This window comes from Corallococcus macrosporus DSM 14697 (genome assembly GCF_002305895.1).
GTDB lineage: Bacteria > Myxococcota > Myxococcia > Myxococcales > Myxococcaceae > Myxococcus > Myxococcus macrosporus.
This window is the reverse complement of sequence record NZ_CP022203.1, coordinates 6,930,843-6,955,051: the sequence shown is the minus strand read 5'-3', so window position 1 is coordinate 6,955,051 and position 24,209 is coordinate 6,930,843. Positions and strand designations below refer to the sequence as shown.

Genomic DNA, 24,209 nt, shown 5'->3' with positions numbered 1-24,209 from the left:
GGAGGCGGCGGTGCGCGTGCGCGGGCTGTGGTGGACGGTGGTGGGCGTGGGGCTCCTGGGCGCGCTGGCCGGCTGCCGGGGCGCCTCCGCGTCCGCGCAGGGGCCGGCGCGGCCGAAGTGGATGCCCCCGGACGGCGCGTGCCCGCGGGGCGCCTTGATTCAGATGGAGCGCCTGGGCCTCAAGCCCGGGGACAAGGTCCCCGTCATCGTGGACGCCATCCAGGACCACCCGGGCCCGGCGCGCTACAACTACAGCTTCGTGATTGCCCTGCCGCGTGACGCGGGGGAGGCGCAGCTCCCCGGCGCGCGCATCGGCGGGCGTCTCTATGTGACGAAGCACCGCGTCTTCGGCCGGTATGACCGCATCTTCCTCCCGGAGTCCGGGGCGATGTCGGTGCCCTTCTGCGGCATCCTCCTGGACTCGCGCTGGGACAAGGACGGCGAGGGGTTGATTGCCTACCCGAGCCCGATGAAGGGCTTCTCCGTGGTGCAGGACAACACGGGCGTCATCCAGGTGGTGGACCGGTACCCCTGAGACGTGGAGTACAGTCTCCGCCGTGTTCTACGCGTGCGTGCGTGCGGTGGTGGCGTTGTGTCTCCGGCTCTTCTACCGGGTGCGGGTGAATGCCCCGCCACTGGAGCCGGACGGCCCGGTGCTCTTCGTGGGCAATCATCCCAACGGCCTCATCGACCCGGCGCTGGTGTTCATCCTCACGCGGCGCAAGGTGACCTTCCTGGCGAAGGCGCCGCTGTTCCGGATGCCCGTCATCGGCTGGCTGCTGAAGGGGCTGGACGCGCTGCCCGTGTACCGGAAGCAGGATGACCCGGCGAAGATGGGCGGCAACGAAGGCACGCTGGAGGCCGCCAAGGGCGCGCTGGTGCGGGGGCGCGCCATCACCATCTTCCCCGAGGGCAAGAGTCACTCCGAGCCCGGGCTCGCCGAGCTGAAGACGGGCGCGGCGCGCATCGCGCTGAGCGCGGCGAAGGCGGGGGCGCCGGTGCGCATCGTCCCGGTGGGCCTCACCTACGCGGAGAAGAACGTGTTCCGCAGCGAGGTGCTCATCGACGTGGGGCCGGCCATCGACGTGCCGGACTTCCTGCCCGCGGACGCCGCGTCGGAGCCGGAGGCCGTCCGGGCCCTCACCGAGCGCATCGCCAGCGGGCTGCGCGCGGTGACGCTCAACCTGGAGCAGTGGGCGGACCTGCCGCTGGCGCAGCTCGCCGAGCAGCTCTTCGCCTTCAAGCAGGGCGGGGCGCTGGACGCGGAGCGGCTGCGCTTGTGGGCGCGCGGCGTGCAGATGTTCCGCGCCCAGGAGCCGGAGCGCTTCGAGTCCCTGCGCGGGCAGCTCGCCGCCTTCCGGCACCGCATGGCGCTGGTGCAGGCGGCGGGCCCGGAGGACCTGGCTGTCGTCTACCGGCCGGGGAACGTGGTGCCCTTCGTGGTGAAGAACCTGCTGGCGCTGGTGCTGGGCCTGCCGCTCTTCGCGCTGGGCCTGGGCCTGTTCTGGCTGCCCTACCAGGTGCCGCGGCTCGCCAGCCGCCGCGCCGAGCTGGACGTGCAGGCCACGGTGAAGTTCCTCACCGCCTTCGTGGTGGCGCTGGGGTGGTGGGGCGCGTTGACGGCCGCCGCGGCGGTGTGGGGGAGCGCGCCGCTGGCGGTGGCCGTCTTCCTCGCCGTGCCGCCGCTGGCGCTGTTCACCCTCTACTTCTCCGAGCGGTGGGAGGCGCTCCAGCGGGACATCCGCGTGTTCTTCACGCTGGGCAACCGCGCGAGCCTCAAGGCCCTGCTGCTCGCGGAGGGCGAGCGGCTGGCCTTGGAGATGGAGCGCCTGGCCGAGGAGTACCGGCCGAGGCTGGACGCCGCGGCGCGGTCCTGACTAACGCGCGCGGGGCACCGCTTCACGGAACAGCCGGGCGCCCAGCAGCAGCGCGAAGCCGCCGAGGAGCACGGGCAACGCGTTGATGGCGATGGCGGTGTGCAGGCTGGACGCGTCCGCGATGTTGCCGATGAGCGTGGGCGAAATCGCGTCACCCAGCAGGTGGATGCACAGCACATTCAGTCCCATGGCGAAGGCGCGGAACGCGGGCGGCACGCAGTTGACGATGGCCGCGTTGATGGGGCCGCTGTTGAGGAAGATGAGGAACTGCGCCAGCGCGATGGCGGCGAAGGTGGGGCCCACCGCCTCCAGGTTCACCGCCAGGTACATGCAGGGGGCCGCCAGCAGCAGGCCGACGCCGGACATCCACAGTCCGCCGCCCTCGCGCTTGCGGTCCAGCTTGTCACCGAGCCAGCCGCCCGCCACCGTCCCCAAGAGGCCCGCCACCGCCGTAATCGCGCCGAAGATGAAGCCCGAGCTGTCCTGCGCGAGGCCGCGCTCGCGCACCAGGTACGTGGGCATCCAGAAGCCCAGGCCCCCAATGGAGAACGTCATCAGCGTGTAGCCGGCCGTCACCGCCCAGAAGGCCGAGTTGCGCGCCAGTCCCTTCAGGCCGACCATGAAGGGCAGCTTCGCCTGGGCGTCCGGCCCGTCCATGGCGCCGCGCTTGGGCTCCGGCATGAAGAAGGCCATGGCGCCCAGAATCAGCCCGGGCACGCCGCCCGCGAAGAAGGCAACGTGCCACGAGTAGGCCTGCGTCAGCCACCCGCCCAGGCCGTAGCCCGCCGCGGCGCCCACGGGGATGGCGATGTAGAAGAACGCCAGCATCCGCGTGCGCTGCGCGCGCGGGTACAAGTCAGAGATGATGCTGGGGGCCACCGCGCCGTAGCCGGCCTCGCCAATGCCAATCACCGCGCGGGCCAGGAGCAGCGCGCCGAAGGAGGTGGCCAGCCCGCTGGCGCCGGTGGCCAGGCTCCACAGAATCACGCCGCCGGCCACGAGCAGCCGCCGCGGGTAGCGGTCCCCGAGGAACCCGCCCAGCGGCGAGGCCAGCATGAACACCACGATGAACATGGTGCCCAGCAGGCCGGACTGCGTGTCGTTGATGCCGAATTCCTGCTGGATGCCTGGCAGCGCCACCGCGACGATGTAGCGGTCGAGGTAGTTGACCAGGTTGATGAGGGTGAGGATGAGCAGCGCATAACCCGCGTTGCTGGCGGGCACGGCGGACGCGGCCGGTGTGGCCGCGGGTTGGACGTTCATGAAGAGGTGGCTCCGGCTCCAAAGCGGTGCGCGAGCAGCCCCCAGCGCAGGCCCCTGTCACTCACCCGGCAGGCCTCCAGCTTCAGGGCCCTCACCGCTTCGAGCAGGATGAGGGCGCCCGCGGGGATGACGTCCGCGCGCTTGGGCTGCATGCCGGGCAGGGCGCGCCGCTGCTCCAGCGGCAGGGTGCACAGGCGGTGCGTCAGGGCGGACAGCTCGCCGAGGGACAGCGTGCCGCCGTGGACCCGCTCGGCGACGTAGGGCTGGATGGCGTGCCGCACGGCGTAGAGCGTCGTCACCGTGCCCGCCACGCCCACCAGGGCCGCGCCGGGCGGCGGGGCGGGGAGGGCGCGGAAGGTGTCGCGCAGGTGGGCCTCGACGCTCGCGCGGTCCTCGGGCGTCATCGGGTCCGAGCGCACGAAGCGCTCCGTCATGCGCACCGCGCCCACGTCGAAGCTGTGGCGGAAGTCCACGTGCCCGCCGCGGTTGCCGTAGATGAACTCCGTGGAGCCGCCGCCGATGTCGAGCACCAGCAGGGGGCCCGCCGCGTCCGCCGCGAAGTCCGCGTGCACCGCGGCGTAGGACAGCTCCGCCTCCATGGCGCCGGAGATGATTTCCACCGCCACGTCCGCGCGCGCCTTGGCGGCGGCGAGGAACTCCGCGCCGTTCTCCGCGTCCCGCGCTGCGCTGGTGGCGGACACGGCGATGCCCTGGGCGCCCAGCTCGCGCGCCTCGCGGGCGAAGGACTCCAGCACCTGGAGCGTCGCCTCCATGCCCTCGGTGGAGAGCTTGCGCGTCGCGTCCACGCCCCGGCCCAGCCGGGTGATTTCCGCGCGCTCGCGCACGGCCTCGAAGCGGCCCTCCGGCGTGCGCTCGGCGACGAGCAGGAGGACGGAGTTGCTGCCGACATCGATGGTGGCGAAGCGCGACATGCGCGGCAGCCTACTCAACGCAGCAGCGCTTCCAAAGCGTCGCCCAGGGCCTCGTAGTCCGCGGGGGTGTTGTAGAGCTGCGCGGAGAGGCGCACATGCCGGTGCGGGGGGCGGGGCCAGGGGGTGATTTGCGCCTCGATGCGGTATTCGTCGAACAGGCGCAGGTGGAGCGGGTCCACGTAGAGCGGGGGCGGCGGGGCTTCCGGGAAGCCGTCCGGCAGCGTCACCGTGGCCATGCTGCCCACCATGTCCTCGGGGCAGGTGGGCTGGGTGCCCAGCCGGCCGCACAGCAGGTTCCGCGCCGCCAGCGCCTTGGCCCGGTTGGAGGCCATGACCTCCGGCCAGCCGCCGGGGAGCAGCCCGCCCATGAAGCGCAGCACCTCGGGCACGCAGAGCATGGGCGACGGGTCGTGCGTCCCCGTCCAGTCGAAGTCCAGCCGGAAGCGGGAGCGGTCCGTCCGGCGGGAGTTGTGTCCGTGGCTCACGGACAGCGGCTTGATTGCGGGCTGGAGGTCGCGCCGCACGTGCAGGAACGCTGCGCCCTTGGGCGCGCACAGCCACTTGTGGCAGTTGCCCGTGTAGTAGCCGGCGCCCAGCGTGCGCAGCGACAGCGGCACCATGCCCGGCCCGTGCGCGCCATCCACCAGCGTCTCCACGCCGCGCTCGCGCAGGGCGGTGACGAGCTGTTCCAGCGGCAGCACCAGGGCCGTCTGGCTGGAGACGTGGTCCACCAGGAACAGCCGCGTGCGCGGCGTGACGTGGGACAGCACCGCGTCCACCACCGCCTGGGCGGAGGGCACCGGCCAGGGCAGCTTCGCCACCACCACCCTGGCGCCCCACTGGGACGCCGCGAAGTCCAGCGCGTTGCGGCTGGCGTTGTACTCGTGGTCGGTGGTGAGCAGCTCGTCGCCGGGGGAGAAGCGCAGCGAGCGCAGCACCGTATTCACCCCCGCCGTCGCGTTGGGGACGAAGCCCAGGTCGTCCGCGTCCGCGCCGATGAAGGTGGCGAGCGCGGCGCGGGCATCATCCAGCAGCGGCTCGATTTCGCGGTGGAGGAAGCGCACCGGCTCGGCCTCCAGCCGCGCGCGCAGCTCGGACTGGCGCTGGAGGACGGCCGTCGGACAGGCGCCGAAGGAGCCGTGGTTGAGGAAGACGACCTCGGGGTCCAGGCTCCAGTGGCTGCGGAAGGACGCGCTCATGGGCGAGGACTCGACCCGAGCGCGCCTTCGCTGTCAACGTGCCGCCGGTCCGGGTGTGCGGCACCGGAGCGCTCGTATGCGCCCCGGCCACCCTGGGAGCGGCTACTGCGGCAGCGGGGCCCAGTCGGGCGTCTGGTAGACGCCCTTCTCGGCGCGCAGCGGGAGCTGGTTGTTGCCGTCCGCCGTCATGACGTAGAGCCGCGAGCCGCCGTTGCGCGTGGACGTGAAGACGATGAGCCGCCCGTTGGGGGAGAAGGCGGGCTCCTCGTTGCTGCCCTGGTCCTGCGTCAGGCGCGTCACCTTGCCCGTCTCGACGTTGATGGTGAAGAGGTCGAAGGCGTTGCGCTCGTCGCGGGCGGTGAAGACGATGAGGTCCCCGCGCGGCGACCAGTCCGGCGTCTGGTTGTAGTTGCCCTGGAAGGTGAGCCGGCGCACGGACGAGCCGTCCGCGTTCATGACGTACACCTGCGGGCTGCCGCCCCGGTTGGACACGAAGGCGATGCGCTTGCCGTCCGGCGACCAGGTGGGGCTGGTGTTGAGGCCGTAGGGCGTGTCGGTGAGCGCGCGGGCGCCGCTGCCATCCGCGTTGGCCACGTACACCTGGGCGCTCTCGCCCTCCGCCAGCGAGTACGCGATGCGCTTGCCGTCCGGAGAGAAGGACGCGCCGGTGGCCATCTGTCCGCCGGAGATGACGGCCTTCGCCGCGCCGCCGGGCGCCTGCACGTAGATGTCCGGGCGGTTCTTCCGGTAGGTGGTGAAGGCGACCTGCGCGCCGTCCGGGCTCAGCGCGGGCAGGATGTTGATGCCGCCTTTGGTGAGCGCCCGGGCGTTGCCGCCGTCCCAGTCCGCCACGAGCACGTCGCGGTTGGCGCCCGCCTTGCGCACGTAGGTGATGCGGGACAGGAAAGGGCTGGGCTCCTTGGTGAAGTGCCGGTAGAGCGCGTCCGCCAGCCGGTGCGCCAGCAGCGAGGCGTCCTCGGCGGGCGCGTCCCTGGACACCTTCAGGTCCTCGCGGCCGGTGCCCACGTTGAACAGGCGCAGCTCGCCGCGCAGCACGCCGCCGTCCTGCGCCAGCGACACCTTCACCAGCGCCTCCGCGCCCACGTCCGCCCAGCGGCTGAAGTTGATGCTGGCCGCGGCCATGCCCTCCTTCGGGTCCGCCGTGAAGCCCTTGCGGTCCAGCACCTGGAGGATGCCGGAGGCGGTCAGGTCGAAGGTGAAGGCCGAGTCGAAGGGCGCGGCCAGCGACTTCGCGCCGTCGTTCTGCGTCAGCGGCGCGGGCACCGCCACCGGCAGCGGGCGGAAGTTGGCGCCGGAGATTTCAATGGTGGGCGCCTGCGCGAGCGCGACGGCGGGGAGGAGCAGCAGGGAGAGGAGCAGGGCTTTCATAGGGCGTTGAACACCAGGTTGACGCCGCTCTTCTGCAGGGCGTCCCGGAGATGGTCCGGCGGAGGAGAAAAGGGCGCGGCCTTGCGCACGGCCGTGACGACGGCCGAGTCGAAGAGGTCGTTCCCGCTGGCCTTGGTGAGATTCACGTCCAGCACTTCACCCGTGCGGCCCAGGCGCACCGCCACCATGGCCTTGAGGTGCAGCCGCTCGGATTCGGGGATGGTGTCCGCCACGCTGTAGTGGCGGCGGACCTGCGACTGGAGCAGGCCGAAGTAGCGCTCGCCCTCCGCGGTGGCCGAGTCGCCGTCCGGGTCGCCGTCCTCGGCGCCCTCCGCCTCCTCGGGCTCGGCCGCCTTGGCCGTCTTGTCGAAGGCGCCGAACAGGCGCTTGCGCCGGTCCTCGCCCGTCGTCTCGCCCTTCACCGGCGTGGGCTTGGACGGGGCGGGCTCCGGCTGCGCGCCGGGGATGGGCACCGCCACCTTGGGGGGCGTGGGCTTCGGGGGTGGGGCCTCCGGCGGGGGCTTGGGCGCGTCCACCTTCTTGGGCGGCGGCGGGAGCTGCTCCTTGCGCGGCAGCAGCTTGGCGTCACGCGGCTTGCCCAGGCGCACCAGCGTGGCGCGGATGGGCTTGGCGTCCAGGTCCACCTTGGGCGCGGCGGAGTAGCGCGCGTAGGCGATGGCCGCCACCAGCACCAGGACGTGGCCCACGACCGACACCACCACGAAGCGCGACATCCGCGTGGTGCGCGTGACGAGCAGGCTGTGGCTGACCGCGGAGTGGCTCATGGGCTAGCGCTTCGCCTCCTTCGACTTGCCTTTGCCACCGTTGGACGCCCGGCCCCCGGCCGACGGGTCCGTAATCATGCCCACGTTGCCAATGCCCGCGCGCTGGGCGGCGGCCATGACCTCCACCACCACACCGTACGGCACGTCGCGGTCCGCGTGCAGATAGACTTCCTTGTCGGCCTGCGCCTTGGCGTTGGCGGCCAGCTTCTGCTCCAGCTCCTCCAGCGCCACCTCGGCGTCACCGATGTAGACCTTGCGCCCTGCGTCGATGGAGAGGACCAGCTTCTTCTCCGTGGCCTCCACCGGCGCGGCCTTCGTCTCCGGCAGGTTCACCTTCACGCCCTGCTGGATGAGGGGCGCCGTCACCATGAAGATGATGAGCAGCACCAGCATCACGTCCACCATGGGCGTGACGTTGATTTCGCTCATGGTGGTGCGGCCACCGCCGCGGTTGCCTCCGCCCATTCCCATGGTGGCCCCCGCCTAGCGGAAGAAGTGCCGCTTGATGATGTTGAGGAAGTCCGCGGAGAAGTTCGACATCTCCGTGTCGAACACCTTGATGCGGCTGACGAACGAGTTGTAGGCGACCACCGCCGGAATCGCGGCGAACAGGCCCGCGGCCGTGGCGAAGAGCGCGTTGCCCACCGGCGCGGCCACCGTGGCCAGCGTGGCGTTGCCCTGCTCGGCAATCTGGTTGAACGCGCTCAGGATGCCGATGACGGTGCCGAACAGGCCCACGAAGGGCGACGCGGCGCCCACGGTGCCCAGGAAGGACACCCGGTTCTCCAGCTCGGTGATTTGCGCGGTGGAGGCGCGGTGGAGCGCGCGCTCCACGTTCTCGATGCCGCCCAGCCGCTCGGCCAGCGCGCCCTCGGTGCCGCCGTCCTTGGTCTGCGCCAGCTTGGTCAGCTCCTCATAGCCAGCACAGAAGACCTTCGACAGCGGCGAGCCGTCCAGCTTCTGGGCCGTCTGGTAGATGGCCTCCAGGCGGGAGGCCTTCCAGAACGTGTCGAGGAAGGTGAGAGACTGTGCGCGAGCCTTGGCGAGCTGGGACGCCTTCATGGCGATGAGGGCCCAGGAGGCCACGGATACGCCCATCAGGAGCAGGAGGACCGCCAGCTCGATGAGGGAGGCGTCGCGGATGATCTCCACGTAGTTCATGGCGCCAAGCGCCAGGGGCAGGTGGGGCGTCATGGGGAGCAGCGCGTAACACTCCGATAAGACAGGGTCAAACAATGGGGACACGGCTGGTTGCTTGAGCTGGATTGGCCATGGCGGTGAATAATTCCCGCCCCTGCCCGTCGGATGGAGCTGAAACGGGCCGAACACCTCACTTTCGCCCCACCGACAGGTGCCCCATGAACTCCCGGCTGCTGGTCGCATTCCTCTGCCTGGCTGCGATCCTCCCTGGCTGTGTCGTCCACGATGAGCCGTGTTGTGACGTCCCCCGCTACGAAGGGGATGTGACCTTCCGCTGGAGCTTCGGCGGCCTGCGCTGCGACGAAGACCGCGCCGTGGCGGGCGTCAACGTCATCATCCCTGGCGAGCTGCTGGCCAACGACGGCCGCTACAGCTGCCAGGCGAACGGCTTCGACGGCATCGTCCTCCACCGGTTCGCGCCGGGCACCTACTCGTTCCGCCTGGAGGGCGTGGGCTACGGCAATGAGCTGCTGTACGAGGTCCAGGGCAGCTTCACGGTGAACGGCAACGTGACGGTGGACGTGGACATGACCCCGGTGGGCGCGCCGCCGTCCTTCGCCTACCTGAGCTGGCTCTTCCCGCCGAACAGCTACAGCCACAGCCCGAACTGCAACCAGGCGGGAATCACCTTCGTCGAGGCGAGCGTGGATGGCGGCGAGTTCGAGCGCTTCGACTGCTGGGATGGCCAGGGGGGCGAGCAGATCCGCACCCCGTACCTGACCCCGGACTACCACTTCGTGGAGCTGGTCGCCGTCGATGGAGGCGGGCTGCCCTGGTACTACTTCGGGGGCGACATCCTCACCCAGTTGGGCCGGCCGACCTCGCACACCGCCTCGCTGTGGGCCATTGGCGGGGCGTCGGTCCGGTGGGAGCTGCGCTCCCGGCACGGCACGCCGCTGAGCTGCTACGCGGCCGGGCTGAACCGCGTGGGCATCAACTTCCGCGACATCCACACGGGCGAGCTGGTGTACGGCGACGTCGGCGACTGGCACGACTGCGTGGACGGCCCGAACGAAGCCTCGGTGGTGGTCTACCAGTTCCTGCGGCCGGGCCGGTACGTGGTGGAGATGTACGCCCGGGCGGGGGATGGCCGCGAGTACTTCTCGCCGGAGGGCTCGCCGGTCATCGACGTGGTCGCCCACGAGTTCCCGGGGCCGAACGCCTCGCTGCCGGTGTACCTCATCCAGGATTGAGCGCGGCCAGCCGGCTGGGCAGGAAGCGGAGGGCCGGGATGGCGCATCCCGGCCCTTCGTGCGTTCAGCGGGGGGGCGCTGGCGCTGGCATCAAACGTGATAGGGACACGCTCCATGCGGCAAGGCAGCCACAGTCCCATTGGTGTCTTCGATTCTGGCGTGGGCGGGCTCACCGTCCTCAAGGCCCTCCTGGCCCGGCTCCCCCATGAGAGCACGGTGTACCTGGGGGACACCGCGCGGGTGCCCTACGGCACCAAGTCCGGCGACGTGGTGACGCGCTACTCGCTGAAGAACGCCGAGTTCCTCCTGGAGCGCGGCATCAAGCTGCTGGTGGTGGCGTGCAACACCGCCTCGGCCGTGGCGCTGCCCGCGCTGGAGGCCGCGCTGCCGGTGCCCGTAGTGGGCGTCATCCTCCCTGGCGCGCGCGCGGCGCTGGCGCGCACGCGGGGCGGCGGCGTGGGGGTCATCGGCACACCCGGCACCATCCGCTCGGGCGCCTATCAGCGCGCGCTCGAGGCCGCGGACCCACGGGTGAGGGCCAAGGCCCGCGCCTGCCCGCTCCTCGTGCCGCTGGCGGAGGAGGGGTGGACCACGGGGGACGTGCCCCTGCTGGTGGCGCGCGACTACCTGGCCGAGTTCACCCGCGAAGGCGTGGACACCCTGGTGCTGGGCTGCACGCACTACCCGCTGCTCAAGGGCGTCATCGCGGAGGTGGTGGGGCCCCAGGTGGCGCTGGTGGATTCGGCGGAGGCCACCGCGGACGCCGTGGCCGCGCTGCTGACGGAGCGGGGCGGGCTGGCGCCGGCGTCGCCCGGCGCGCCTTCGCACGCGTACTACGTCACGGACGTGCCGGAGCGCTTCATGGAGGTGGGGGCCCGGTTCCTCGGCCGTCCCATTGAGACGGCGGAGCAGGTGGACCTGACCTTCTGACGCTGCCGCGGCGCGCCTGGGGCCGCGGCGCGCTCACGCCGTGACGCCCGGCATCGGCGCGGGCGCGACACGGCGGAGACCTCAGGCCGACGGCCGGCTGGACGCGGGCTTCTCCGGCGCGGTGGCCTTGTTGAGCAGCTCCTTGGCGGCCTGGACCACCGGCGCCTCGCTGTCGCCTTCCGCGGCCACCAGCGCGAGCGCCGCCTCGGCGCCGATGTCATCCTGGCGCGGGAGCTGGCCCGTGGCCCAGGTGATGAGGCGCTCGGCGGTGGGGAAGAAGTGGATCATCGTCAGCGGCTTGTTCAGCCAGCCCACCGTGATGCAGTAGTACTTGTTGTACGGCCTGGTGTGATGGATGCGGTGGTGGTCGGGGGGCAGGATGAGGTGCACGCGCTGGAGGAAGCCGACGAGCGCGGGCGGCGAATCCATGTGCGACCACTTGTGGAACTGATTGGTCGCCATCACCCAGAAGATCATCGCGCCCAGGAAGGCCGCGGTGAACACCCAGCCTGGGCTGCTCATGGGCAGGCACAGGGCGAGGATGGCCACCGGCAGGGAGATGAGGCAGTTGTTGCCGTTGGTCTCCACGAAGTCGTGGCGGGTGATGGCCTTCTCGTCCACGTGGTGCTCGCGGAAGGGGCGGATGAGCGCCTTGCCCAGGAGAGGCATCTCCGTGGAGCCCCACGTGTCACCCAGCCAGTGGACGAAGCCAGAGACGAAGTCCGCGGCGAGGTAGCCCAGCAGGACCGCGCTGAGCAGCAGCCACGTGCCCGTATAGGGGTTGCCCCAGAGCCGGTACACCAGCGCCAGCTCCAGCGAGACGAAGGAGACGATGGCGGCGATCTCCATCGCGCGGATGGCGGGCGAATACCCCTGGGCCAGCACCTGGGCATCTTGCTGGCGCACCTTCTTGTCAATCTCTTGGGTCTTCATCCGGGCGTCCTCGCCGTTGATGGGGCGTGAGGCACCCCGTCCGTCAGCCTGTACGTATCCCAGCCGCTTTCAGCTTTTCAACGGAACCGCCGGGCAATCGCCGTGGCCTGCACGGTTGGTGGGCCAGGGAGTCACTCGTGTGCGTGTGGCACGCGCGGAAGCACGCGAGCAGGTCACGCTTACCTTGTGTCGTGCGGATGCGGCTGGTACGGTCCGCGACCTCGGCGATGACGAAAACCTTCGAAAAAGCCGTCACCGGCTTCAATCACAACATCAAGCACAAGGGGAAGGTCTACCACGTCCAGACCGAGGACTCGGGCGTCAACAACCCCCACATCATCACCCACCTGTTCGTGGGCGGGAACATCCTCGCGTCGAAGAAGACGTCCTACGCGGACATCCTCAACGCGGAGAACCTCGCGGAGGTCGTGCGTGAGTTGATGGAGGAGCAGCACAAGGAGATGCTGCGCAACCTCATCAACGGGGTGTACGACAGCTACGAGTCAACGGCGCGCAGCTACCAGCCCGGTCAGCTCGCGGCGGACACGGACCCAGCGCAGGTGAAGCTGCAGCCCGGCCAGCCCATGGCGCAGCGGCCACCCCCGCCGCCTCCGCCGGTGGCGGCGCCCGCGCCCGTGGTGGTTCCTCCGGAGGTCGCCGCGGCGCGGGCCCTCAAGGAGAAGCCGAAGATCAACGAGATTGGCGTGGAGACGCTCTTCGGTGAGGACCTCATCTCGGAGAAGAGCCTCGACGAGGTCATCCTCAGCTACCTGGCGGGCGAGGGCGAGCAGTAGCCCTTCGCCGTCGCACGCGGACGCAGGATGTGGGCACCGGGCGTGCCCAGGCGGGCGGGCAGCAGTCCCTCTCGCGGCGCGTGCGTGGGGGATGCCGTCCGGGCGTGCTAGGTTGGCGGCCTCCCGCCCGCCGCCATGATTCAGTTCTTCCACGTATACAAGGCGTATCCCGGCGACCCACCGGTGTTGTCGGACATCAACCTCAACGTGGAGAAGGGTGAGTTCGTGTTCCTCACGGGCCCTTCGGGCGCGGGGAAGACGACGCTGCTGAAGCTCATCTTCTGCGCGGAGAAGGCCACCAAGGGGCAGATTCTGGTGGGCGGCCGCAACATCGCCCGCATCCGCGAGTCGGCGGTGCCGTACCTGCGCCGCAACATCGGGGTGGTGTTCCAGGACTTCAAGCTGCTGCCGCACCGGACGGTGGAGGACAACGTGTCCTTCACGCTGGACGTGCTGGGCGTGCCCCGCGCGGAGGCGCGCGAGAAGGTGCGGCGGATGCTCAAGCTGGTGGGGCTGGAGCACAAGGCGGGCTCGTTCCCGCTGCGCCTCTCCGGTGGAGAGCAGCAGCGGGTCGTCATCGCGCGGGCGCTGGTGAATGACCCCACCATCCTCCTGGCGGACGAGCCTACCGGCAACCTGGACCCGGCGCTCACCGTTGAAATCATGGACCTGCTCACGCAGGTCAACGTGCGCGGCACCACGGTGATGGTGGCCACGCACGACGCGACGCTGCTGTCGCGCTACCAGAAGCGCACCGTGCGCCTGGAGCGCGGGCAGATTGTGTCCGACGAGGACGGCGTCAAGGCGGCGCGCCGGATGGTGGTATGAGCGCGCTGTCGAAGGTGACGTACTTCTGCCGTTCCGCGGCGGTGGGGCTGAAGCAGTCCCCCTTCGTGCACTTCATCGCGGTGACGACCATCGCCATCGCGCTGTTCTCCGCGGGCATGGCGCGCGGCGCGGCGCGGGTGCTGGACAACCTCCTGGCGTCGCTCGGCGGCGAGGTGGAGGTGACGGTGTACCTGGCGCCCGAGCTGGACGCGGACGAGGTCCACGGCGTCCTGTCCCGCGTGCAGGCGCTCAGCGGCGGCGAGGTGACGCTGGTGTCGCCGGAGGACGCCCTGTCCCGGCTGCGCACGGAGCTGGGCGACCTGGGCGAGGCGCTGGCGGAGCTGCCGGAGAACCCGCTGCCCGTGTCGCTGGAGCTGCGCGTGCCGCCGGAGCGGCGCAACCCGGACGCGCTCCTGGCGCTGGCCAGGACGCTGCGCGCGGCGCCCGGCGTGGACGGCGTGGACTATGGCGAGGCGGCGGTGCAGCGGCTGTCCGCCATTGCCCGGGCGCTGCGCTTCGGCTCGCTGGTGGCCTTCGCGGTGGTGCTGGGCGCCACGGTGGTCATCGTGGCGGCGACGCTGCAGCTCGCCATCTATTCGCGGCGCGGGGAGATTGAAATCCAGAAGCTGGTGGGCGCCACGGACCGCTTCGTCAAGGCGCCCTTCCTCCTGGAGGGCCTGCTGCAGGGCGTGCTGGGCGCGGCGGTGGCGCTCCTCGGGCTGTGGGCCTTCGGCCGGATGCTGGGGCCGACGCTGAGCGCGCTCTTCTCCTTCCTGCTGGGGCCGAGCGTCGCGGCGCCGTGGGTGGAGCCCCGGCTGGCGCTGGAGCTGCTGCTGGCGGGCTGTGGCCTGGGGCTGGGCGGCAGCTTCGTCGCCGTGGGGCGCTTCCTCCGCGTATGAGCCGGGGCCTGCTCCTGGGGGTGCTGGGGCTGTGGGCCTCGGCGGCCGTGGCGGCGGCTCCGGCGACGGCGGCCGAGGAGGCCGAGCAGGCCGCGGTGCGTGAGCGCCTGAGCGCGCAGCGCGCGACGCTGGCGCTGGTGGAGGCGAAGAAGCTCTCCGTGCTGGAGGGCGTGGAGCTGATGCAGGAGATGGCCGCCTTCTCCCGCCGGCGCGTGCGCTCATTGGAAGGAGACCTGGCGGTGTTCCGCCGGCGCGTGCTGCTGGCCGAGCGCGAGCAGGCCGTGCTGGCCGAGGCGCTGAAGCTGCAGCTCCGCCGGCTGTCCCCGCGCCTGCGCACGCTGTACCGGCTGATGCGCCGCCGGCCGCTGGAGGTGCTGCTGTCCGCCGAGGACTTCGCCGCGCTGGTGTGGCGCGCCCGGGCGCTGGAGGCCAGCATGTCCGGCGACCTGGAGCTGCTGCGCACCGTGCAGCGCGTGGAGCGGCTCCAGCGGCAGGCGACGCGCGAGCTGGAGCGGCTCCAGCTCTCCCTCGCCGCGCGCATGGCCTTCCTCCAGGAGCAGGAGCGGCTGGCCCGCCTGCAGCAGGAGGGGCTGGAGGAGGTGGTGGGCGCGCTCGCGGGCGAGGCGGAGCTGGCCCGGCGCGCGGTGCGCGAGCTGGAGCAGGCCGACGCGGAGCTGACGCGGGTGATGCAGGACTTGAAGGAGCTGCCCGCCACGAGCGGCTTCGGCGCGCTGCGCGGCAAGCTCCCCCGGCCCGTGCCCGGCATCGTGGAGGTGGCCTTCGGCAAGGTCGTCAACCCGCGGTTCAACACCGTCACCGTCCAGAAGGGCCTGGACATCCGCGCCGCCGCGGGCACGCCGGTGCGGGCCGTGGCCGAGGGCACCGTCGCCTACGCCGGGGCCCTGCGCGGCTACGGCAACCTCCTCATCCTGGACCACGGGGACGGCTACCACACGCTCATGGCCCACCTGGCCTCCATCACCCCCGCCCTGGGGGCCCTGGTGCTCCCCGGGGAGGTGGTGGGCGAGGTGGGCGACACCGGCTCCCTCAAGGGGGCCTACCTGTACTTCGAGGTGCGCAAGGGCGGGCAGGCGGTCGACCCCGCCCCGTGGCTGAGCCCTGCTTTGTGATGAACATTATCGGCCATGGATTGGGCAATAATGTTTTCAAAGGGCAGGAAATGTTGAGGTTGAATATATTGGAACGAATGGCGTCACTGGCTCGTTAAGGAACTCCCTCAAGACGAAGTCGGTATTGTGTCGGCCATCGCTGCGCCCACGGGCGACTAGATCTTGTAGTCCCTTGGTGTCATCGAGAGCGTATAGCCCGGCTGGCACTGTCTGGGTGATCCGAGTTGCACGGTTGCTCAACAGGAGCCTAGTTTGAGACCATGCACCTCTCGCCTGCGCGTCCATTAAAATGCCCAGGACGTACAGGTTCCGAGCGTAGTGAAAGATGCCCCCTCCACGGGCGGCACGAGCAAAGTCTTGGGCTTCTCCAAGAGTGCCTACGCTTAAGAGGTTGATGTCTGAAAGCGCGACCCCAAGGTCCAGTGCTTCGGCAACGCCCACCATTGATGGGCAGTTTGCCCAAACTCCGCCATCGATTAAAAGTTCGCCTTTGGCCGTGACGATAGCATCGAAGTAAGTTGGCGCAGCGGTCGTCGCTCGAATGACTTCGACGGCGGAACGTTTATAGTCTTGCCGGAAGCGCTCGCCGTGAGCTGTTTTGAATACGCGCACGCAGTTTGAGACGATATCGTAGGAGGGAATCGCGAGGCGACATTGAGATTCACCAAACAGGCGATTTCCAAGTACTTCGGATAAAGCCTGTTCAAGTGGCTCTGTCTTGTATTTCGCCCGGGCGAACCAGCGAAAGCCCTGAAACATTCGATCGAGACCGCGGGCCCGTGGAAATATTGACGGCCCGTAATTCAGGTAGAATTCCAGAAGTTTGCTGGCTGAAATCCCCATGCCTAGGGCAACCGCTGTGATTGCTCCTGTGGACGTTCCTACAATTAGGTCGAAGTGGTCGACGAGTCTTTTCCCGCTGGTTTCTTCAATGGATGCCAATACGGCTGCGGTGTAGGCCCCCCGAATGCCTCCGCCGTCTAGGCTGAGGATGCGAAAGCGTTTTCTGTCCATGCCTTTTTACTCCGATTTCCTTGGTCGAGTGTGCTCGATGCCGCCGCCAAGCCACTTTCCGGTGGCGTGCCAGATCTCATAGTCTACAAGCCAGCACATGAGCCATGGGATGATTGTTTTGGCGATTGGCTTCGTTGCGTTCCAGTCGGATGCTGGGTGGAATATGCAGGGACGCTCGCTTCCCGGGGTGAGTGAGTCGTATGTATGCGGGATTGGGCGCTCTGGTTCTTGGGGTCGTCTTGTGAGTTGAGGGCTTTCTATGTAGATCTCTGGAGTTCTATTTTCTTGGTACTCTATTCGAATGAGATAGATTCTGGTGAGTGGAGTAGGTTGAATGGAACCACGTGTGATGAGTAGCCCTTTGCGCACAGATGAATGGAGCGCTGGCCATGTTTGTCTGATTCCAGTTGCCTGTAGATGGAGATTTAGGCGTCGACCCCTGATGATTTTAGTTGCCAAAGTAGGTGTTTTTCGGAACCCGTGGAGACGTGGTGGGTGTGATAATGTTGAGTCCCGTCGGTGAGTAGGTTAGTGTTCGGGTGTTGCGTCGTGAATTCAGGAGCTGTCCGTATTTTTCGAAGGCAGTTGCCACTGGCTTTACGCCGAAGATGCTCTCAAGTGAGGACTGGTAGGTGTCAAGGCCTCGGGCGTCGAGGAGTTTGGTAAGTTCGGACGTCAGGTGTCTCGTGAATTCTTTGAGCGTAGTATATCTCTCTCTAGTGAGGCTGTCTGAAAACCGCTCGTCAGGGTTGGTTGGATTGGATACTTCAATGGTGTTGGGGGATGCTGAACGAATTTGCTCTTGGATCCCGTACAGGATTTCGAACGTGCTTGTTAACGTGCAGGTGCGGCCTTGGTAGTGGTGACCGGCGAGCGTTGAGAGAAGAATAGATCGTGGCGCGTTATCGTCACCATCGAAAATGATATCGCGCGCCCGCTTCATAAGTTGAACCGAGATCGCAAGAGGTGGCTTTTCGTCGTAGTCGCGAAGTGCTGGCAGCGGCTCAGCGTCGTAGCGCGCCGTTTTCTCGACGAGCCTGAGTGCGGCCTTTGACTTGAACCAGCTTGCAAAGCCTTTGGGGTTGCTTGGCGTCCAGCCCCGGAGTTCGCGATCGGGGACTAGTAGGCTGGTTGTCCCCCGGAAGGGGTCCTGTATGGCTGGAATGATGTCCAGGTGAAACTCTCCCTGGTACTCAAGGCGAACACACCGCTTTTTTTTGCTCAGCATTGTTCGATAGGTCTGGTGCGCCGCTAGGCGTTCGTAGACCGCAGAGTAGAGGTCCATGGCTGAGCCTGGCGAGTGGCTCATTTGACAGACAAGATCCAAGTCGTATTCGACCTCTCCTCGCGGCTTTACCGTCGTTTCAAGGGCCATTGACCCCTGGGGGTAGATTCGAGGGCTCAACTTGGCGAGAAGGCTATCGTCAGCTTCCAACCACCGAGCAACGGCCTCGTAGTGTTCCGTCGCTTTCGTGTACTGGGTCGTTGTGAGCTGTACGGCTTCGGCTACTTGGGCCAGTAGGTAGTCGAGGCTCGGATTGGCGGAGAGCAACGGTGTCCTGGAAATTGGGGGGGAGAGCATGGCGACGAGCCCTACCACCCGGGTCTGACATCGTCTGGACTGGGGGAGTTGTCGCCTGATGCCTACATTGGCATCACGAGTGCGCAAGGGCGGGCAGGCGGTCGACCCCTCCCTCTGGCTTTCACCTAACCCCTGACGCATTGCGGCAAAGTCGCGGGGGCGTTGTTATTGTCAAAGGACCCTTCTGCGAGGAGCAGGCGAGCGCATGGACCTGATGGGCGGAATGCAAAAGGCGCTGCGGCACATGCTGGTGGCGCGAGGTGTCGAGTCCACGTCGGTGCAGGTTGGTGGCCAGTCGGTGCACCACTACGCGTTGACGGGGCAGGGCAAGGGGCCGCCGGTGGTGCTGGTGCACGGGCTGGGCGGCTCGGCGAACGGCTTCGGGCGCACGCTCTTCGGGATGGCGAAGCGCTTCTCCCGCGTCTTCGCGCCGGACCTGCCGGGGCACGGCTTCTCCGTGGAGTACTGCGGCGGCGAGGTCTGCGTGCGCAACCAGTTCGAGGTGCTGCGCGCCTACGTGGAAGAGGTGGTGAAGGAGCCGGCCTTCGTGGTGGGTAACTCGCTGGGGGGGGCCATGGCGGTGAACCTGGCGGCGGACCACCCCCAATGGGTCCGCGCGCTGGCGCTGGTGGCGCCGGCGGGGGCGCAACTGCCGGAGGCGGAGAACACCGCGCTGCTCAACTCGTTCGCGGTGAAGTCTCCTGCGGAGGCGCGCGCCTTCACGCGGCGGCTGTTCCACCGGCCGCCGCTGCCCGCGCTGCTGTTCGCCTACGAGCTGCGCCACTTCTACGACACACCCACGGTGCGGGCGCTGACGGCCGAGGCGCTGGCCACGCGCGCCTGCCTGGAGCCCGAGCAGGTGCGCAACCTGGCCATGCCGGTGCTGTTCCTGTGGGGCGGCAGCGAGCGGCTGCTGCCGTCGGAGACGCTGAACTGGTACCGCGCCCACCTGCCTGCCCACGCCCAGGTTCGGGTAGTGGACGGCTTCGGACACGTGCCGCAGTTGGAGCGCCCGGACGAGCTGGTGTCGCATCTGGTGCGCTTCGCCGACTCGGCGGAGCTGTGAGGGCCGGGTAGACTGGTACGAGCCTTCCGGGGCCACCCCGGGAAAGGACGTACCGACGTGACGGGTTCCTCCCAGCCGTGGCGCGCGGCGCTGACCGCCTTCTTCCTGCTGAGCGCTCCCTGGGCGCATGCCGCGGAGCCACCCGGGAAGGACGGGGGCGGGGCTGCGCGCGCGGCGCAGGCCGAGCGTGACGACGCCACGTACCGCCAACTGGAGGTTTTCGCGCGGGTGCTCTCCTACGTGGAGAACAACTACGTGGAGTCGCCCGACCGGCAGAAGCTCATGTACGGCGCCATCCAGGGGATGCTGGAGACGTTGGATCCGCACACGGTGTTCCTCCCCCCGGACGTGTACCGGGAGATGAAGATTGACACCTCGGGCGAGTGGGGCGGCCTGGGCATCGAAATCGCGCGCAAGGGCGAGCGCATCGTGGTGGTGGCGCCCATCGACGACACGCCCGCGGCGCGCGCGGGCATCAAGGCCGGCGACGAGCTGGTCGGCATCGACGGGGAGCGGACCGAGGGCATGGACGTGGGGCGCGCGCTGCAGAAGATGCGCGGCCCGGCCGGCGGGCGCGTGCTGCTCACCATCATGCGCGAGGGCTTCAGCGCGCCGCGCGAGATCGCCATCATCCGGGACCACATCCGCATCGTGTCCGTGGAGGGCGCCCTGCACGGCGGCATCGGCCACGTGAAGGTGAAGAACTTCCAGGACCGCACGGACCTGGACCTCCGCAAGGAGCTGGACCGGCTGCGCGGGCTCAACGGCGGCAGGGAGCTGCGCGGGCTGGTGCTCGATTTGCGCAACAACCCAGGGGGGCTCTTGAACGAGGCGGTGGCGGTGAGCGACCGGTTCCTGCCGGGCAACCTGCCCATCGTCTCCACGCGGGGGCGGGACGGGCGCGGCGCCACCGTGGAGCGCAGCAAGGACCGCGACACGGAGAAGGACTACCCCGTGGTGGTGCTGGTCAACGCGGGCAGCGCGTCCGCGTCCGAAATCGTGGCGGGCGCGCTCCAGGACCATGGCCGCGCGGCCATCCTGGGCACGCCCACCTTCGGCAAGGGCAGCGTCCAGACGGTCATCGAGCTGGAGGATGGCTCGGGCCTGAAGCTGACCATCGCCCGCTACTACACGCCCAAGGGCCGCAGCATCCAGGAGCGCGGCATCACCCCGGACTTCCTCGTCCCCGATGCGCCGGGGGGCAAGGTGCCGCGCGACGTGGTGCGGGAGAAGGACCTCCAGCGCCACTTCCGCGCCGAGCCCGTCGCCTCGGCCGAGCCCGCCGCGCCGGAGCCGAAGGGCCCGCCGGAGAACCTCAAGCCCTGGGACGTCACCGCGAAGCTGGAGGACCATCCCCTGAAGGTCGCCCTGGACTATCTCCACGGCCTGGCCTCCGCGCGCGCGCCGGCGCGGGCAGCGGGTCGCTGAGGACTCCTTCTCACTTGCATTTCGCCGTGCAGTCCGTTTGATGCGCAACGAGCAAAAGGTGGACGAGCGATGCGACCTTCGAGAGTGCGAGCGGCTCACGCCGCGTTGAGTGGATGGCTGGTGGGACTGCTGGCCGTGGGACCCGCGGCGGCGCAGACGCCGGTGTCCACGCGGCTGGTGCCCCGGGCCTTGAGCGCGGCGACAGCGGAGGCGCCGGCCGACGCGGCCACCGTCACGGTGGTGGCCATCGCGCTGGACGCGGCGGCCCGCGGCGACGCGGCCCGGCTGGCGCGCGAGGCGGAGGAGGCCGTGACGCGTTCGGGGCGGCTGAGGCTGGTGCGCCTGGCGGACGCGCTGGACGCGGACGGGCTGCGCGAGCGCCAGGCCCGCGAGGCCGAGGCCGCCGAGGCGATGAAGGCCGGCCAGCGCGCCTACGACGAGCTCGACACCGAGAAGGCGCTCAAGCACTTCGACAACGCGGTGCGCGGCTACGAGGGGGCGGACCTGTCGCGGCGCTTCACCGAGCTGAGCCGCGCGCGGGTGATGAAGGCCGCGTCGCAGGTGGCCAACGGTGAGAACACCGCCGCGCAGCTCGAGATTCGCACCGCGCTGGCGCTGAACCCCGAGGCGCGCTTCTCGCCCAACTTCTTCCCGCCGGAGGAGATGACCTTCGTGGAGCAGGAGCGCAAGGCGGTGCTCACCGGCGCCAGGAGCGCCCTGCGCGTGAGCACCGAGCCCGTCCCCGCGCAGGTGTTCGTGGACGGCCAGTTCCGGGGCATCTCGCCCGTGGACGTCGCGGGCCTCACGGCGGCGGACCACTACGTGACGGTGGTGGCGCCGGGCTACGCGCTGACGCAGCGCCGGGAGCGCGAGGGCGAGGTCACCCTGACGCTGGCCCCCGTGGCGGCGCAGACGGGCCTGCAGGTGTTCTCCGAGCAGGCGGCGCGCAAGCCGGACAGCCCGGAGCGGGACGCGGCCCTGCGGGAGCTGGGGACGCTGGCGGGCGTGTCGCAGGTGCTGGCCCTGCTGGTGCGGGGCGGCGCGGGCACCAGCCCCCTGGAGGTGACGGGCCTGCGCCTGGACGTGGCGGATGGCCACAACCTGGCGTACGCGCTGGGGACGGTGCCGCGTGGCGACGCCCTGGTGGATGGCTCGCAGTCGATGCTGATGCAGCTCGTGGCCGCGGACGCGCCGCGCCAGGACGGCAAGCCGGTGACGCACTTCGCGGGCGGCATCAGCAGCACGCGCCGCACGGTGGGCTACGTGCTGATGGCCACGGGCGTGGCGATGCTGGCCGGCGGCGTCTACTTCGGCATGGAGGCCTCCGCGAAGGCGGATGACTTCAAGCGCGCGGCCCAGAACAGCAGCCGGGCCCAGGACATCAAGAGCACCGGCAAGACGTACGCGCTGGTGGCCGACCTCGGCATCCTCCTGGGCCTCGCCTCGGCGGGCGCGGGTGGCTACCTGGCCTTCGCCAAGGGCGGCAGCGGTGGCGGCGCGAAGTCGTCCTCCCGCGCGCCGGCGCCCGCCGCGACGAAGGAGTCGCTGCCCATGCCTCCGCCGCCCGCGCAGGCGCAGCCCGCCTCGACGCAGAACGCGTCCGATACTCGCGCGGAGGAGCGTCAGCGCGAGGAGGACCTCCGCCAGCGCCGTGAAGAGGTGGAGCGCCAGCGCAAGGAGCTGGAGGAGCGGCGCGAGCAGGAAGAGCGGCGGCGCGAGGAAGAGAAGAAGCGGCCCGCACTCGACGAAGACGATCTCCGGAACTACTAGCCATGCGCCGTCCCTTGCGAAACCTCGTTGCTTTCATGGCCCTGGGCACCGGGCTGTCCGCGTGCAGCCTCCTCGTCGACTTCGACGAGGAAGGGCAGCCCTGCGATGAGCTGTACCAGTGCCTGGAGGGCTACACCTGCGTCGACAACGCATGCGTCGCCGACGGCTCCGGCGCGTCGGACGGCGGCGCGGATGCCGGCGTCGACGGCGGCCTCGGTTCCGACGGCGGCCTCGGCGCCGACTCGGGCACCGACGATGCGGGCTCGGACGCGGGCACCGGCGTCGACCCCGACGCGGGGAGCACCGCGGACTCGGGGACCGGGCCGACGGAGCCGCTTCCGAACGACCCGACCAGTTGATTCGACGCCCGGGTGGGGCAGGCGCTCCGCGGCGCCGGCCCGGAGCCTGGGCTGACGCCGTGCGCTGGCGGCGCGGAGCCTGCGCCCGCGCGGTGCTGGCGCCGAGGCATGACGCCGGCTCGTGCGCCCGCGCGGTGCTGGCGCCGAGGCAGGCCGCCGGCTCGTGCGCCCGCGCCGTGCTGGCGCCGAGGCAGGACGCCGGCTCGTGCGCCCGCGCCGTGCTGGCGCCGAGGCAGGCCGCCGGCTCGTGCGCCCGCGCCGTGCTGGCGCCGAGGCAGGCCGCCGGCCCGAGCGCCCGCGCGGTCCACTGAGCTTGTGCGGAGCAGCCGGGCAGCGCGCTCGTGGGCCGCCCGTTGCGTGTCGGCCGGGCCACGCCGCGGCCTGGCGGACACGCCTGCTCGGCCCGCATGGCGTGGCTGGCATCCCGCGAGCCTCGGCATTCCGCACGTCGCGTCCGGCTCCGCCCGTCACCTGGGGGTTGGCATCATCCGTGCTCTGCGCTCCGCCCAAGGAGGCATCATCGACATGGGCAAGCGCGTGGGAGTGCTGATGGGCGGGTGGGGCGAGGAGCGGGAGATTTCGCTCAAGACGGGAGAGGCCGTGGTGGCGGCGCTCGAGTCCCGGGGCCATCAGGTGACGCGCGTCTTCGCGGGGCCGGGCCTGGACCGGGCGCTGCGCGCGGCCGAACTGGACGTGGCCTTCATCGCGCTCCACGGGCGCATGGGCGAGGACGGCCGGGTGCAGGGGCTGCTGGAGCTGCTGGAGCTGCCGTACACGGGCTCGGGCGTGCTGGCGTCGGCGCTGGCCATGAACAAGCCCTTCGCCAAGCGGCTCTTCCGCCTGCACAACCTGGCCACGCCCCAGGGCTACACGGTGGCGCGCGAGGACGCGTGGCGCGCCCTGGCCCTGCACGGCGACCTGGGCTTCCCGTGCGTGGTGAAGCCCGCGTGCGGCGGTTCCTCGGTGGGGCTGGCCGTGGTGCGTGAGCCGGAGGCGCTGGCGCCCGCGGTAGCGCAGGCGAGCCGCTTCGGCGGCCAGGCCCTGGTGGAGCGCTACGTGGCGGGCCGCGAAGTCACGGTGGGCATCCTCGGGGGCGAGGTGCTGGGGAGCTGCGAGGTGGCCACGCCGCGCGAGGGCTTCGACTTCGACGCCAAGTACAAGGGCGGCGCCGCGTACTTCTGCCCACCCCGGCTGACGCCCACGCGCGTGGCCAACGTGGAGGCGCTGGCGCTGGCCGCGTACCGCGCGCTGGGCTGCCGCGGGCAGGCGCGGGTGGACCTGCTGTGCTCGGACACGGAGAACGACGTGGTGCTGGAGGTGAACACGCTGCCGGGCTTCACCCCCACCAGCCTGCTGCCGAAAATCGCCGCCCGGGCCGGTCTGGACTTCGCCGCGTTGACGGAGCGCATCCTGGCGCTCGCCACCCGCGACGAGGCCGGCGTGCTGGAGGCCCCCGCGGTGGAGGGCGCGCCGGACCTGGCCATGCCCCGCCGCGCGGTGAGCTGACCCTCCAGGTCGGTCAACCCCTGGCGTTGTTTCAACCCCAGCGCCAGGGCCACAAGCCGGGTGCGGCAGGAGCGACGCAGGGTGTCAGAGCCCCCTGAACGGAACGTTCAATTCCGGGGAATAGTTTGACAC

The 24,209-nt window shown here is 69.8% G+C and carries 25 protein-coding genes; 14 read left to right on the top strand and 11 right to left on the bottom strand.

The window, feature by feature from the left end; genetic code table 11:
* The first annotated feature begins 10 nt into the window (after window positions 1-10).
* Together MYMAC_RS27985 and MYMAC_RS27980 are read left to right on the top strand one after the other, a co-directional pair.
* Entirely contained in the window at window positions 11-535 is a 525-nt protein-coding gene (locus tag MYMAC_RS27985; protein WP_095960295.1) for a hypothetical protein, read from the top strand.
* 22 nt (window positions 536-557) lie between these two features.
* Complete coding sequence (locus MYMAC_RS27980; protein WP_095960294.1) at window positions 558-1,877, top strand: lysophospholipid acyltransferase family protein; 1,320 nt, start codon at window positions 558-560, stop codon at window positions 1,875-1,877.
* Here the strand turns inward: MYMAC_RS27980 and MYMAC_RS27975 are convergent, their stop codons facing one another.
* The 7 genes from MYMAC_RS27975 to MYMAC_RS27945 form a co-directional block, all read right to left on the bottom strand.
* Window positions 1,878-3,140, bottom strand: coding sequence for a spinster family MFS transporter (locus tag MYMAC_RS27975; protein WP_095960293.1), 1,263 nt, complete (start codon window positions 3,138-3,140; stop codon window positions 1,878-1,880).
* A complete protein-coding gene (locus MYMAC_RS27970) occupies window positions 3,137-4,072 on the bottom strand; it encodes a Ppx/GppA phosphatase family protein (RefSeq protein WP_095960292.1) in 936 nt (311 codons plus the stop codon). Before MYMAC_RS27970 ends, MYMAC_RS27975 begins: the two co-directional genes overlap by 4 nt.
* 14 nt (window positions 4,073-4,086) lie before the next feature.
* Window positions 4,087-5,271 carry an aminotransferase class V-fold PLP-dependent enzyme gene (locus tag MYMAC_RS27965; RefSeq protein WP_095960291.1) on the bottom strand — a complete coding sequence of 395 codons (1,185 nt, stop codon included), beginning with the start codon at window positions 5,269-5,271 and terminating at the stop codon, window positions 4,087-4,089.
* A gap of 102 nt (window positions 5,272-5,373) precedes the next feature.
* Window positions 5,374-6,660: a Tol-Pal system beta propeller repeat protein TolB gene (tolB, locus tag MYMAC_RS27960; protein ID WP_013942199.1), complete on the bottom strand. Its 1,287-nt coding sequence runs from the start codon at window positions 6,658-6,660 to the stop codon at window positions 5,374-5,376.
* Window positions 6,657-7,445 carry an energy transducer TonB gene (locus MYMAC_RS27955; RefSeq protein WP_013942198.1) on the bottom strand — a complete coding sequence of 263 codons (789 nt, stop codon included), beginning with the start codon at window positions 7,443-7,445 and terminating at the stop codon, window positions 6,657-6,659. The genes tolB and MYMAC_RS27955 overlap by 4 nt, the downstream gene beginning before the upstream one ends.
* Window positions 7,446-7,448: 3 nt before the next feature.
* Window positions 7,449-7,916: a protein TolR gene (gene tolR / locus MYMAC_RS27950; protein ID WP_043712165.1), complete on the bottom strand. Its 468-nt coding sequence runs from the start codon at window positions 7,914-7,916 to the stop codon at window positions 7,449-7,451.
* Window positions 7,917-7,928: 12 nt separating this feature from the next.
* Entirely contained in the window at window positions 7,929-8,639 is a 711-nt protein-coding gene (locus MYMAC_RS27945) for a MotA/TolQ/ExbB proton channel family protein (protein ID WP_013942196.1), read from the bottom strand.
* A 269-nt stretch (window positions 8,640-8,908) separates the two neighbouring features.
* On the opposite strand from MYMAC_RS27945, the gene MYMAC_RS27940 reads away from it, so the two are divergent.
* Both MYMAC_RS27940 and murI read left to right on the top strand, forming a co-directional pair.
* Entirely contained in the window at window positions 8,909-9,838 is a 930-nt protein-coding gene (locus MYMAC_RS27940) for a hypothetical protein (RefSeq protein WP_239989058.1), read from the top strand.
* 114 nt (window positions 9,839-9,952) lie between these two features.
* Window positions 9,953-10,768, top strand: coding sequence for a glutamate racemase (murI, locus tag MYMAC_RS27935; RefSeq protein ID WP_095960289.1), 816 nt, complete (start codon window positions 9,953-9,955; stop codon window positions 10,766-10,768).
* Between the two features lie 81 nt (window positions 10,769-10,849).
* Here the strand turns inward: murI and carF are convergent, their stop codons facing one another.
* Entirely contained in the window at window positions 10,850-11,701 is an 852-nt protein-coding gene (carF, locus tag MYMAC_RS27930) for a plasmanylethanolamine desaturase (protein ID WP_013942193.1), read from the bottom strand.
* Between the two features lie 227 nt (window positions 11,702-11,928).
* On the opposite strand from carF, the gene MYMAC_RS27925 reads away from it, so the two are divergent.
* From MYMAC_RS27925 to MYMAC_RS27910, 4 genes are all read left to right on the top strand, one after another.
* Window positions 11,929-12,495, top strand: a complete 567-nt coding sequence (locus MYMAC_RS27925) for a hypothetical protein (RefSeq protein ID WP_013942192.1) — start codon at window positions 11,929-11,931, stop codon at window positions 12,493-12,495.
* 135 nt (window positions 12,496-12,630) lie between these two features.
* Complete coding sequence (gene ftsE / locus MYMAC_RS27920; RefSeq protein WP_011555699.1) at window positions 12,631-13,323, top strand: cell division ATP-binding protein FtsE; 693 nt, start codon at window positions 12,631-12,633, stop codon at window positions 13,321-13,323.
* Entirely contained in the window at window positions 13,320-14,222 is a 903-nt protein-coding gene (locus MYMAC_RS27915) for a cell division protein FtsX (protein ID WP_013942191.1), read from the top strand. Before ftsE ends, MYMAC_RS27915 begins: the two co-directional genes overlap by 4 nt.
* Window positions 14,219-15,352 carry a murein hydrolase activator EnvC family protein gene (locus MYMAC_RS27910; RefSeq protein ID WP_204816986.1) on the top strand — a complete coding sequence of 378 codons (1,134 nt, stop codon included), beginning with the start codon at window positions 14,219-14,221 and terminating at the stop codon, window positions 15,350-15,352. Before MYMAC_RS27915 ends, MYMAC_RS27910 begins: the two co-directional genes overlap by 4 nt.
* Before the next feature lie 36 nt (window positions 15,353-15,388).
* Here the strand turns inward: MYMAC_RS27910 and MYMAC_RS27905 are convergent, their stop codons facing one another.
* Genes MYMAC_RS27905 through MYMAC_RS37020 form a run of 3 tightly spaced genes read right to left on the bottom strand, consistent with a single transcriptional unit; the run spans window position 15,389 to window position 17,948 of the window.
* Complete coding sequence (locus MYMAC_RS27905; protein ID WP_095960288.1) at window positions 15,389-16,366, bottom strand: CBASS cGAMP-activated phospholipase; 978 nt, start codon at window positions 16,364-16,366, stop codon at window positions 15,389-15,391.
* Window positions 16,367-16,372: 6 nt separating this feature from the next.
* Window positions 16,373-16,825, bottom strand: coding sequence for a type II CBASS E2 protein (locus tag MYMAC_RS38815; protein ID WP_476695877.1), 453 nt, complete (start codon window positions 16,823-16,825; stop codon window positions 16,373-16,375).
* Window positions 16,815-17,948 carry a nucleotidyltransferase domain-containing protein gene (locus MYMAC_RS37020; protein WP_170114781.1) on the bottom strand — a complete coding sequence of 378 codons (1,134 nt, stop codon included), beginning with the start codon at window positions 17,946-17,948 and terminating at the stop codon, window positions 16,815-16,817. The genes MYMAC_RS38815 and MYMAC_RS37020 overlap by 11 nt, the downstream gene beginning before the upstream one ends.
* 205 nt (window positions 17,949-18,153) lie before the next feature.
* Between MYMAC_RS37020 and MYMAC_RS27900 the strand changes: the two genes are divergently transcribed.
* The 6 genes from MYMAC_RS27900 to MYMAC_RS27875 all read left to right on the top strand — a co-directional run bounded on the left by MYMAC_RS27900 (window position 18,154) and on the right by MYMAC_RS27875 (window position 24,077).
* Window positions 18,154-19,014 carry an alpha/beta fold hydrolase gene (locus tag MYMAC_RS27900; protein WP_095960287.1) on the top strand — a complete coding sequence of 287 codons (861 nt, stop codon included), beginning with the start codon at window positions 18,154-18,156 and terminating at the stop codon, window positions 19,012-19,014.
* A gap of 57 nt (window positions 19,015-19,071) precedes the next feature.
* Window positions 19,072-20,442, top strand: coding sequence for a S41 family peptidase (locus MYMAC_RS27895; RefSeq protein WP_095960286.1), 1,371 nt, complete (start codon window positions 19,072-19,074; stop codon window positions 20,440-20,442).
* Between the two features lie 69 nt (window positions 20,443-20,511).
* Window positions 20,512-22,212: a PEGA domain-containing protein gene (locus MYMAC_RS27890; protein ID WP_095960285.1), complete on the top strand. Its 1,701-nt coding sequence runs from the start codon at window positions 20,512-20,514 to the stop codon at window positions 22,210-22,212.
* Between the two features lie 2 nt (window positions 22,213-22,214).
* Window positions 22,215-22,571 carry a hypothetical protein gene (locus MYMAC_RS27885; protein ID WP_095960284.1) on the top strand — a complete coding sequence of 119 codons (357 nt, stop codon included), beginning with the start codon at window positions 22,215-22,217 and terminating at the stop codon, window positions 22,569-22,571.
* A gap of 59 nt (window positions 22,572-22,630) precedes the next feature.
* A complete protein-coding gene (locus MYMAC_RS27880; RefSeq protein ID WP_157757567.1) occupies window positions 22,631-22,882 on the top strand; it encodes a hypothetical protein in 252 nt (83 codons plus the stop codon).
* A 214-nt stretch (window positions 22,883-23,096) separates the two neighbouring features.
* Window positions 23,097-24,077, top strand: coding sequence for a D-alanine--D-alanine ligase (locus MYMAC_RS27875; protein ID WP_095960282.1), 981 nt, complete (start codon window positions 23,097-23,099; stop codon window positions 24,075-24,077).
* The last annotated feature ends 132 nt before the right edge of the window (window positions 24,078-24,209 follow it).

Excerpts from the sequence above, each read along its gene's own strand:
- MYMAC_RS27975 (WP_095960293.1), bottom strand. The coding sequence starts at position 3,140 with ATGAACGTCCAACCCGCGGCCACACCGGCCGCGTCCGCCGTGCCCGCC.
- MYMAC_RS27970 (WP_095960292.1), bottom strand. The coding sequence starts at position 4,072 with ATGTCGCGCTTCGCCACCATCGATGTCGGCAGCAACTCCGTCCTCCTG.
- MYMAC_RS27965 (WP_095960291.1), bottom strand. The coding sequence starts at position 5,271 with ATGAGCGCGTCCTTCCGCAGCCACTGGAGCCTGGACCCCGAGGTCGTC.
- tolB (WP_013942199.1), bottom strand. The coding sequence starts at position 6,660 with ATGAAAGCCCTGCTCCTCTCCCTGCTGCTCCTCCCCGCCGTCGCGCTC.
- MYMAC_RS27955 (WP_013942198.1), bottom strand. The coding sequence starts at position 7,445 with ATGAGCCACTCCGCGGTCAGCCACAGCCTGCTCGTCACGCGCACCACG.
- tolR (WP_043712165.1), bottom strand. The coding sequence starts at position 7,916 with ATGGGAATGGGCGGAGGCAACCGCGGCGGTGGCCGCACCACCATGAGC.
- MYMAC_RS27945 (WP_013942196.1), bottom strand. The coding sequence starts at position 8,639 with ATGACGCCCCACCTGCCCCTGGCGCTTGGCGCCATGAACTACGTGGAG.
- murI (WP_095960289.1), top strand. The coding sequence starts at position 9,953 with ATGCGGCAAGGCAGCCACAGTCCCATTGGTGTCTTCGATTCTGGCGTG.
- carF (WP_013942193.1), bottom strand. The coding sequence starts at position 11,701 with ATGAAGACCCAAGAGATTGACAAGAAGGTGCGCCAGCAAGATGCCCAG.
- MYMAC_RS27925 (WP_013942192.1), top strand. The coding sequence starts at position 11,929 with ATGACGAAAACCTTCGAAAAAGCCGTCACCGGCTTCAATCACAACATC.
- ftsE (WP_011555699.1), top strand. The coding sequence starts at position 12,631 with ATGATTCAGTTCTTCCACGTATACAAGGCGTATCCCGGCGACCCACCG.
- MYMAC_RS27915 (WP_013942191.1), top strand. The coding sequence starts at position 13,320 with ATGAGCGCGCTGTCGAAGGTGACGTACTTCTGCCGTTCCGCGGCGGTG.
- MYMAC_RS27910 (WP_204816986.1), top strand. The coding sequence starts at position 14,219 with ATGAGCCGGGGCCTGCTCCTGGGGGTGCTGGGGCTGTGGGCCTCGGCG.
- MYMAC_RS27905 (WP_095960288.1), bottom strand. The coding sequence starts at position 16,366 with ATGGACAGAAAACGCTTTCGCATCCTCAGCCTAGACGGCGGAGGCATT.
- MYMAC_RS37020 (WP_170114781.1), bottom strand. The coding sequence starts at position 17,948 with ATGCTCTCCCCCCCAATTTCCAGGACACCGTTGCTCTCCGCCAATCCG.
- MYMAC_RS27900 (WP_095960287.1), top strand. The coding sequence starts at position 18,154 with ATGGACCTGATGGGCGGAATGCAAAAGGCGCTGCGGCACATGCTGGTG.
- MYMAC_RS27890 (WP_095960285.1), top strand. The coding sequence starts at position 20,512 with ATGCGACCTTCGAGAGTGCGAGCGGCTCACGCCGCGTTGAGTGGATGG.
- MYMAC_RS27885 (WP_095960284.1), top strand. The coding sequence starts at position 22,215 with ATGCGCCGTCCCTTGCGAAACCTCGTTGCTTTCATGGCCCTGGGCACC.
- MYMAC_RS27875 (WP_095960282.1), top strand. The coding sequence starts at position 23,097 with ATGGGCAAGCGCGTGGGAGTGCTGATGGGCGGGTGGGGCGAGGAGCGG.